Origin of the sequence: Ruminococcus flavefaciens (assembly GCF_900108555.1) — a bacterium.
In the GTDB taxonomy this organism is placed as follows: Bacteria; Bacillota; Clostridia; order Oscillospirales; family Ruminococcaceae; genus Ruminococcus; species Ruminococcus flavefaciens_P.
This window is the reverse complement of the sequence record NZ_FNWV01000004.1, coordinates 290545-298102: the sequence shown is the minus strand read 5'-3', so window position 1 is coordinate 298102 and position 7558 is coordinate 290545. Positions and strand designations below refer to the sequence as shown.

6 protein-coding genes are annotated in these 7558 nt (G+C 43.4%); 3 read left to right on the top strand and 3 right to left on the bottom strand.

The features are described from left to right. Positions 1-219: 219 nt before the first annotated feature. Positions 220-1467: an IS4 family transposase gene (locus BLW60_RS08080; protein ID WP_074715664.1), complete on the top strand. Its 1248-nt coding sequence runs from the start codon at positions 220-222 to the stop codon at positions 1465-1467. Between the two features lie 169 nt (positions 1468-1636). Here the strand turns inward: BLW60_RS08080 and BLW60_RS08075 are convergent, their stop codons facing one another. Next, entirely contained in the window at positions 1637-3298 is a 1662-nt protein-coding gene (locus BLW60_RS08075) for a MutS-related protein (protein ID WP_074716170.1), read from the bottom strand. 349 nt (positions 3299-3647) lie between these two features. Here BLW60_RS08075 and BLW60_RS08070 point away from each other — a divergent pair, with 349 nt between their 5' ends. Then, positions 3648-4169 carry a hypothetical protein gene (locus BLW60_RS08070; RefSeq protein ID WP_139283386.1) on the top strand — a complete coding sequence of 174 codons (522 nt, stop codon included), beginning with the start codon at positions 3648-3650 and terminating at the stop codon, positions 4167-4169. 307 nt (positions 4170-4476) lie between these two features. Then, positions 4477-5109, top strand: coding sequence for a hypothetical protein (locus BLW60_RS08065; RefSeq protein WP_074716165.1), 633 nt, complete (start codon positions 4477-4479; stop codon positions 5107-5109). Positions 5110-5527: 418 nt separating this feature from the next. Here BLW60_RS08065 and BLW60_RS08060 read toward each other — a convergent pair whose 3' ends face one another. After that, a complete protein-coding gene (locus tag BLW60_RS08060; RefSeq protein ID WP_074716163.1) occupies positions 5528-6151 on the bottom strand; it encodes a redox-sensing transcriptional repressor Rex in 624 nt (207 codons plus the stop codon). Between the two features lie 21 nt (positions 6152-6172). Further along, positions 6173-7558, bottom strand: coding sequence for an NADPH-dependent glutamate synthase (gene gltA / locus BLW60_RS08055; RefSeq protein ID WP_074716161.1), 1386 nt, complete (start codon positions 7556-7558; stop codon positions 6173-6175).

Here is a 7558-nt window from a genome sequence, read left to right as displayed (position 1 = left end):
TAATGTCATTAAGCTAAGGAAAAGTAAAATAATCACAGGAATCAGAATGATCCTGTGATTATTTTTTTATGTATAAAATGTAAATTTTGCAAAAAGGTATTGACAAAAAGCCGAAAATGTGCGGCGCAGCTAATCAGATATACACATCTGATTGGAGGTTTTACCGTGCAAAAATACTGTAATATTGTCAAAAATAAGCTTAACACTCTTATCATCAACATGGAGAAAAATATCTCTGATTTTGTAGTTGATCCTAAGAGAGATTTTATTCGAAAAAGCGAGCTGTCTTTCTCAAAAACAATGCGGTTTATTTTGAGTATGGGCAGCCAGACTCTTAGCAGTGAGCTTATGGAGTTTTATGGCCTGGATCAGAAAGCAGTGTCGGTTTCAGCTGTTGTTCAGAGAAGAGCCAAGATACTGCCTGCTGCATTTCTTCATTTGTTCCATAAATTAAACGAGTCATTTTCTCAGACCTGTTTCTTTCATGGTTACAGACTTTATGCTGTGGATGGTTCTGATATACATATTCCCACTATCCATGATGACCACAACACTCATTACAACGCTAATATTGATTCAAAAGGATACAATCTTATGCATCTGAATGCATTGTATGACCTTATGAACCGTAGATATATCGATGCTGTTTTACAGGACAGTCGATGCGAAAATGAGCATACCGCTCTCATAAGTATGGCAAAAAAGTTGAGCGAAGATTCAATTATCATTGCTGACAGAGGATATGAAGCATACAATACTATTGCTCACCTTGAAAATAATGGCTTGAAATACGTTATCAGAATCAAAACAACAGCAGGAATTGCCCAGAAATTCAATATTCCAGCCGATAAAGAGACAGACTTTACTGCTGATATTCTTCTTACAAGAAGACAAACAAATGAAGTTAAGTCGAATCCTGATAAATTTAGATTCCTTAATTCGCAGGTCGTTTTTGATTTTCTTCCGAAGTGTTCGAAAGATACCTATCCGCTAAAATTTCGCATCATTAGAATCAAGATATCTGAAGATAACTATGAGACCATTGTTACCAATCTCTGTGATGATGAGTTCTCTGCCGAAGATATCAAGATGATCTACAAAATGCGCTGGGGGATCGAGACTTCATTCAGAGAGCTAAAATACCATGTTGGTCTTATTGCTTTCCATTCAAAGAGAAAGGACTGCGTGATACAGGAAATCTTTGCAAGTCTTATCATGTATAACTTCTCTATGCTGATTACCGAAAATATCACCATAGATGACGATAAGCATAATGATTACCGCTATAAAATCAATTATGCTTTTGCTATACATATCTGCATCAAATTCTTTCGCTCTGCACACGCAAATCCTTTACTTGTGGAAGAACTGATAGCAAGAAACAAGTGTCCTGTCAGACCTGATCGTATTGCTGATAGAAAAACTCGTTGCCATTCTGCTATCGGCTTCAATTACAGGTTATCATAATTATTTGCTTATGTCAATCTTTTTTCAGGCAGATCTCGTATCTGTCTTTTCGTCATGCAATTTTGGCGAATGTAATAACAGGAGTATGCCTGGTAATATTCCCAACATACTCCTGTTCCTTTAGCGTATTTGGTTAGCTTAATGACATTACGCACAAGGCGGAGGCTTTTTATTTTTTGTTTTCGCACAGCTGTTCAAAGGTGATGCCGTATTTAAGAGCTATTTCGTGGGCGTAGCTTTTGCCGTCGGGCTTTTTGTAGCTTATTTTGTAAGAGCGTTTGCCGTTTTCGTTTTCCATGACTACGCTCACAGCCTTGTAAGCTGAACCACTGTCGCTGAGCTTATCTGCGTTTTCGCCAAGCTCATGCATATGGGTGTTGAAGCAGGTACGCGCACCGATGAAACAGAGATATTTCAGCACATCTTCTGCTATGTAAAGTGACTCGGTATGGCTCGTGGTAGCAAAGGACTCGTTGAACAGCAGCAGGCTGTCGTGGTCTGCGGTTTTGCAGATAGAATTAAATCTTTCAGCCTCTTCACCGAGTCTGCCGAGAGATACTGTGCGCTCCTCTTCTACGGGGAAGTGGGTGTAGATACCGTTACATGGGCGTATTTCCGCAGAAGACGCAGGCACAAAGACTCCGCTCTGGAAAAAGAGGAAAGTCAGACCGATACCCTGAGTGAGTATGGTTTTTCCGCCGCGGTTAGGACCTGTCAGTATCTGAACGGTTTTAGCGTCAGTAAATTCAACATCATTGCATACGATATCTTCATCTATCTTGTTTTGCAGCTTGCATATGGCAAGCTTGACGTTATAAAAGTCCCTGATATGAGAGTCGTCTGCGGAGTATTCGCCGAAACAGCAGGGAAGCCCGAGTTTGCGGAGCTTTTTTTCAAGCTCGATAAATCTCAGATAGAACAGGAACTCGTCAGCAAGCTCGCTGAGAGCTTTTCCGCTGGTATCAACATATTTATTGAGCACTTTTTTCAGTTTGGCAGTCATGCTCGGGAGCATACGCTCTATTATCTTGTTGAGATTGTTCATGAGGGGACTGTCTGTGGGACGGTTCATGGCACTGTCTTTGCCGAATTTCTTGGATATCCTGTCAAGACCGTCATTGTGCATCTCCATTGTGAACGGCATGAGGTCCTTATCGTTTATCTGATCTTGTCGGTGGTACTTCATAAAGCGTCCAAGAACGCTCTGCTCGCCGAACCAGTAAGTATTCAGTGAGATAATACCCGTTTCCTCGGGATAGAAGTTCTCATTCAGATTGACACCGATAGTAAGGCTGTGGATATTGGCAATTTCGTCACTTATGCCTGCTATGTCCTTTGTAAGCTCATCAAAGCCGCTGTTATCATATATATCAGAGATATAATCAGCGAACTTTTTCATGCCCTCTGATTTGAAATCATGACCTTTTATAGTCTCATTCAGCCTGATTATTGAGCTTGAATAATGTTCGAGGGATTTGAGCCGCGTGAGAAGCTCCCATATAGTAGAGCCTTTTTCGATACGGTTAAAGGAATCGCTGACATAGAAGCGCATAGCGTCAAATATTTCAAAGAGCTCCTCGCAGAGCTCGGGGGAGTTACTGAGTTCCGTGTAGACTGCTCTGCGGTAGTTGATTATTCTTTCGTCAGTGGGCATATCAAGCAATATCCTGCTAATGATGTTTTTTTCTGTAGAATTGCTTGTAATGCTTTGCGCAATGAAATCTACCGAGAGATCATTTGCAGTATTACCGCTAAGGTTGAAGTATCTGTCAGAACTTTCCGGAGCAAGGAGACTGAATTCGCGTATATCGTTGGTACTTTTATCCTGCATAGTTTTTTCCTTCTGTGAAATGAAGCGTTTCCTGAACCGCGTTCGGGGCGATGATCGCTGTCAGACGGTTATTTGGTATGCTTTAATTATATCATTAAAGGCGATATGTGTCAACGCAGAGCAAATTACTGAAAATGCTCCGTAAAAATGTTATCATATACTAACATAAATTTCGGATCTGTCGTAGAACAGGCAAAAACTGTGCATAAAAATTTTTTGGCAAAAACTTGACAAACTGAAAAAAGTGTGATATAATTCATAATGTCAAAAGGGTTCAGACGAACTTATTCAAAGTTACGATGAACTCGAACTGAACATACATATATTTATGGAGGATTTAATTATGACTATGAAAAGATTATTTTGTTCATCACTCGCTGTAATTTGTGTTGCAACATCATTTGCAAGCTGCGGCTCTAAGAAGGATAATAAGGACGACTTCCTCGGTAAGTGGGAGTGCGAAAAGATCGTAATGGACGGCGAAGAAATGGATAATTTCTTTGGTGTAGACGCATATGCTATATATCAGATCGAGCTTAAAGAGGGAAATAAGGGCACAGTAGACTCAGCTTTCAGCACTGAAGGAAAGCCTGTTGATCTCACATGGGAGAAGCAGAAGGACGGCAAGATCAAGCTTGTAAACAATGAGGCATTTGACGGTGAAGAGGCTATCCTCGAAAAGAACGGCAGCAAGATGATAATGAGCGTTGCTGATGAAGACGAATCGTCGGAAGACGGCAAGGGCGAAGAGGTAAAGATGTACTTTGTAAAGGTAGACTCCTTCAAGGAAATGCCTGAAAATCCATTCGGCGATCTTGGCAGCGATGATGATGAAGCTGACGAGGACGAGGCTGAAGAAGCTGACGAATAATAACAACGAAAACGGCGGACTTTCCGCCGTTTTTCGCGGTTTAAGCGACTTTATCAGGCGGCTTTGGAATAATAGTTTAAATTTTCTATCTAATAGCGAAATATATCAAGAACGAAATGCTATTTTTGTTGCTAATTGCTGATAAATCGGCTGAAAACAGTGCGAAACAGCCCGAAAACGGGTGTGCGGACATTTTTTTGAAACTTGACAGATGAAAAAAAGGGTGATATAATTCACGAGGTCAAAAAAGTCAGGTAAAAATGGGATATTAAACTGACTAAGGCTTATATTATGGAGGATAAAAACTATGAAAAAACTTATTTGTTCATCTCTCGCACTTGTTTGTATCTTATCATCTATGGTAGGCTGCGGCGATGCTAAGGAGAAAGACGCAAAGGAAGAGACTACAACTGTTGCAGAAACAACTGCTGAGGCAACTACAGAAGCTGCTGAGACAACAACAGAATCAGGCAAAGCTGAAAGTATTGACAGCAAAGACGCTGTAGGCAAATGGCAGTGCAGCAAGCTTATCCTTGACGGTCAGGAAATGGACAGCCTTTATGGTGTAGATGCATATGCACTTTTCCAGATCGAGCTTAAAGACGACAACAAGGGCACATTCTATTCGTTCATTTTCAATGAAGAGAACAAGCCTGAGGATATCGAGTGGGAGAACAAGGACGGAAAGATCCAGCTCATCAGCAAGGAAGTATTCGATGAAGACGAAGTTTTCCTTGAAAATGAAGGCGGTAAGATGATCCTTAATCTTTCAGACGAGGGCGATACCGAGCAGAACGAGGCAGTTCTCGAAAAGGTTGACGACTTCAAGGAAATACCTGAAGATATGGAAATGAAGATCGATCTTGAAACTGAAGCAGAAGCAGACTTTGATTTAGAAGAAGCTGCAACAGCAACATCAGCTGCTGAGGAAAAAGAATAATAAAAAAAGGACTGCAATCGCAGTCCTTTTTTAGTGATTATTGGTTAGTGCATAGTGAGTAGTAATCAGAAAGTAGTAATCAGAAAGTAGAGTGTAGGGGCGAGTTCCGCTCGCCCGTCAATACCGATGATATTCCCCGTGTCGAGAAGCAACTGCCCTTTTGATGATACACGGACGAGTAAGTGGGCGCAGGCTCTGCGCTGTAGGGGCGAACAGTGTTCGCCCGTAAATTACACATAACCCAAAAATTACGCGCTGTAACCCGAGCCTTACGCCACAATAATAAAAAAAGGGACTGCAATCGCAGCCCCTTTTTGCTTAAATGAATTATAAATATGCCGTAAGCGATGTACGGGTATCAATTTTGATGATAGTGAACGAGTTTACGAGTGACAACGTGGTTAGCGGTCGAGCCGGCTCAGCTCGCGCTGCACCTTGCAAGCATTGCAAGGGTGAGGGAAATATTTTCATTATGCACCGCAACTCCCTTAGGAGCGTTTATATGTACTGCTGCAAAGTTAAGGATAAATCTTATCCCAGCCTCTGCCATACGGTCACAGACCTCCTGTGCGGCTGTTTCGGGCACGGTAATGATACCGATACGGATATCATTTTTAAGGCAGAAATCCTCAAGCTCGTCGATATGACGGACAGGCTTGCCGCCTACATTTTTGCCCACACGCTCTTTATTGCAGTCAAAGCCGCAGATTATATCAAAGCCGTAAGCCTCGAAGCCGTTGTATTCCAGCATAGCTCTTCCGAAGTTTCCCATACCTGCCACTACCACCTTATCGTGGTTCTCAAAGCCGAGGAATTTGCCGATATCGCCGATAAGCTCCGAGGTAATATATCCCACTTTCGGGCGACCGCCGCTGCTCACCGAAGCAAGGTCTTTTCGCACCTGTACATCGTTGAGTCCGAGAGCCTCAGCAATAGCTGTAGCTGATATGTTCCCTTTTTTTCTCTCCTCCGGAAGTGATACAAGGTAATTGAAGTATATCGGAAGCCTTGAAAGTGTCTGTGAGGTAATGTTTTTTTCCATGGTATACCTCCGTCAGAGGGCTTACTTGTTCTGCATATATTCGTCCATAGCAGCAGCAGCCTTTTTGCCTGCACCCATAGCCAGGATAACAGTTGCTGCACCTGTTACAGCGTCTCCGCCTGCGTAAACGCCTTCCTTAGATGTGAGACCGTTGTCATCAGCGATGATGCCGCCCCATTTCTGAGTATCAAGACCTGCTGTTGTGGACTTGATGAGCGGATTTGGTGAAGTACCGATAGACATGATAACGCAGTCAGCCTCGATATCAACGAAAGCACCCTCTATCGGAACAGGCTTAGCTCTGCCCGAAGCATCAGGCTCTGAGAGCTCCATCTGCTGACAGTGAACGCTCTTTACCCAGCCGTCATCTGTAGCCTGTATCTCAATAGGATTTGTGAGGAACTTGAAGATGATGCCCTCTTCCTTAGCGTGCTCAACTTCCTCAGCTCTTGCAGGAAGCTCTGCTTCTGTACGTCTGTATACGATGTATACCTCAGCACCAAGTCTCTTAGCGCAGCGGGCTGCGTCCATAGCAACGTTGCCGCCGCCTACGATCACAGCCTTTGTACCTGCCTTGATAGGAGTAGCACTGCCCTCCTTGTATGCTTTCATGAGGTTGATACGTGTGAGGAATTCGTTTGCGGAGTAAACGCCGTTGAGGTTCTCACCGGGGATATTCATAAATCTTGGGAGACCTGCACCTGAGCCGATGAATACGCTCTCGAAGCCTTCCTCATTCATAAGCTCGTCAACAGAGATAGTCTTGCCGACTACAGTATTAGTCTCTACCTTTACGCCGAGAGCCTTGAGTCCGCCTATTTCTTTCTGAACGATAGACTTGGGAAGTCTGAACTCAGGGATACCGTAGGAAAGAACTCCGCCTGCAACGTGGAGAGCTTCAAATATAGTAACGTCATAGCCCTTCTTTGCAAGGTCGCCTGCACAGGCAAGACCTGAAGGACCCGAACCGATAACAGCAGCTTTGTGACCGTTCTTTGCAGGTATCTCGGGAGCTGTCTCAGGCTGTGCATTGTGCCAGTCTGCAACGAAACGCTCTAATCTGCCGATAGCAACAGGCTCGCCCTTTACGCCTCTTACGCACTTGCTCTCGCACTGTGTCTCCTGAGGACATACTCTGCCGCATACAGCAGGGAGTGAGCTTGATTTTGTGATTATCTTGTAAGCCTCTGCGAAATTACCCTCAGCCACCTGAGCGATAAATGCAGGGATATCTATCTGTACGGGACAGCCTGTTGAACATGGCTTGTTCTTGCAGTTAAGGCATCTCTTAGCCTCGTCGATAGCCTGTTCCTCGGTATAGCCGAGAGCTACCTCGCTGAAATTCTTATTTCTCACATCGGGAGCCTGTACAGGCATCTCGTTTCTTGTAAGTGACATATTAGGCAT

Coding starts and splice junctions, on each gene's coding strand:
- BLW60_RS08080 (WP_074715664.1), top strand. CDS start 220: ATGGAGAAAAATATCTCTGATTTTGTAGTTGATCCTAAGAGAGATTTT.
- BLW60_RS08075 (WP_074716170.1), bottom strand. CDS start 3,298: ATGCAGGATAAAAGTACCAACGATATACGCGAATTCAGTCTCCTTGCT.
- BLW60_RS08070 (WP_139283386.1), top strand. CDS start 3,648: ATGAAAAGATTATTTTGTTCATCACTCGCTGTAATTTGTGTTGCAACA.
- BLW60_RS08065 (WP_074716165.1), top strand. CDS start 4,477: ATGAAAAAACTTATTTGTTCATCTCTCGCACTTGTTTGTATCTTATCA.
- BLW60_RS08060 (WP_074716163.1), bottom strand. CDS start 6,151: ATGGAAAAAAACATTACCTCACAGACACTTTCAAGGCTTCCGATATAC.
- gltA (WP_074716161.1), bottom strand. CDS start 7,558: ATGCCTAATATGTCACTTACAAGAAACGAGATGCCTGTACAGGCTCCC.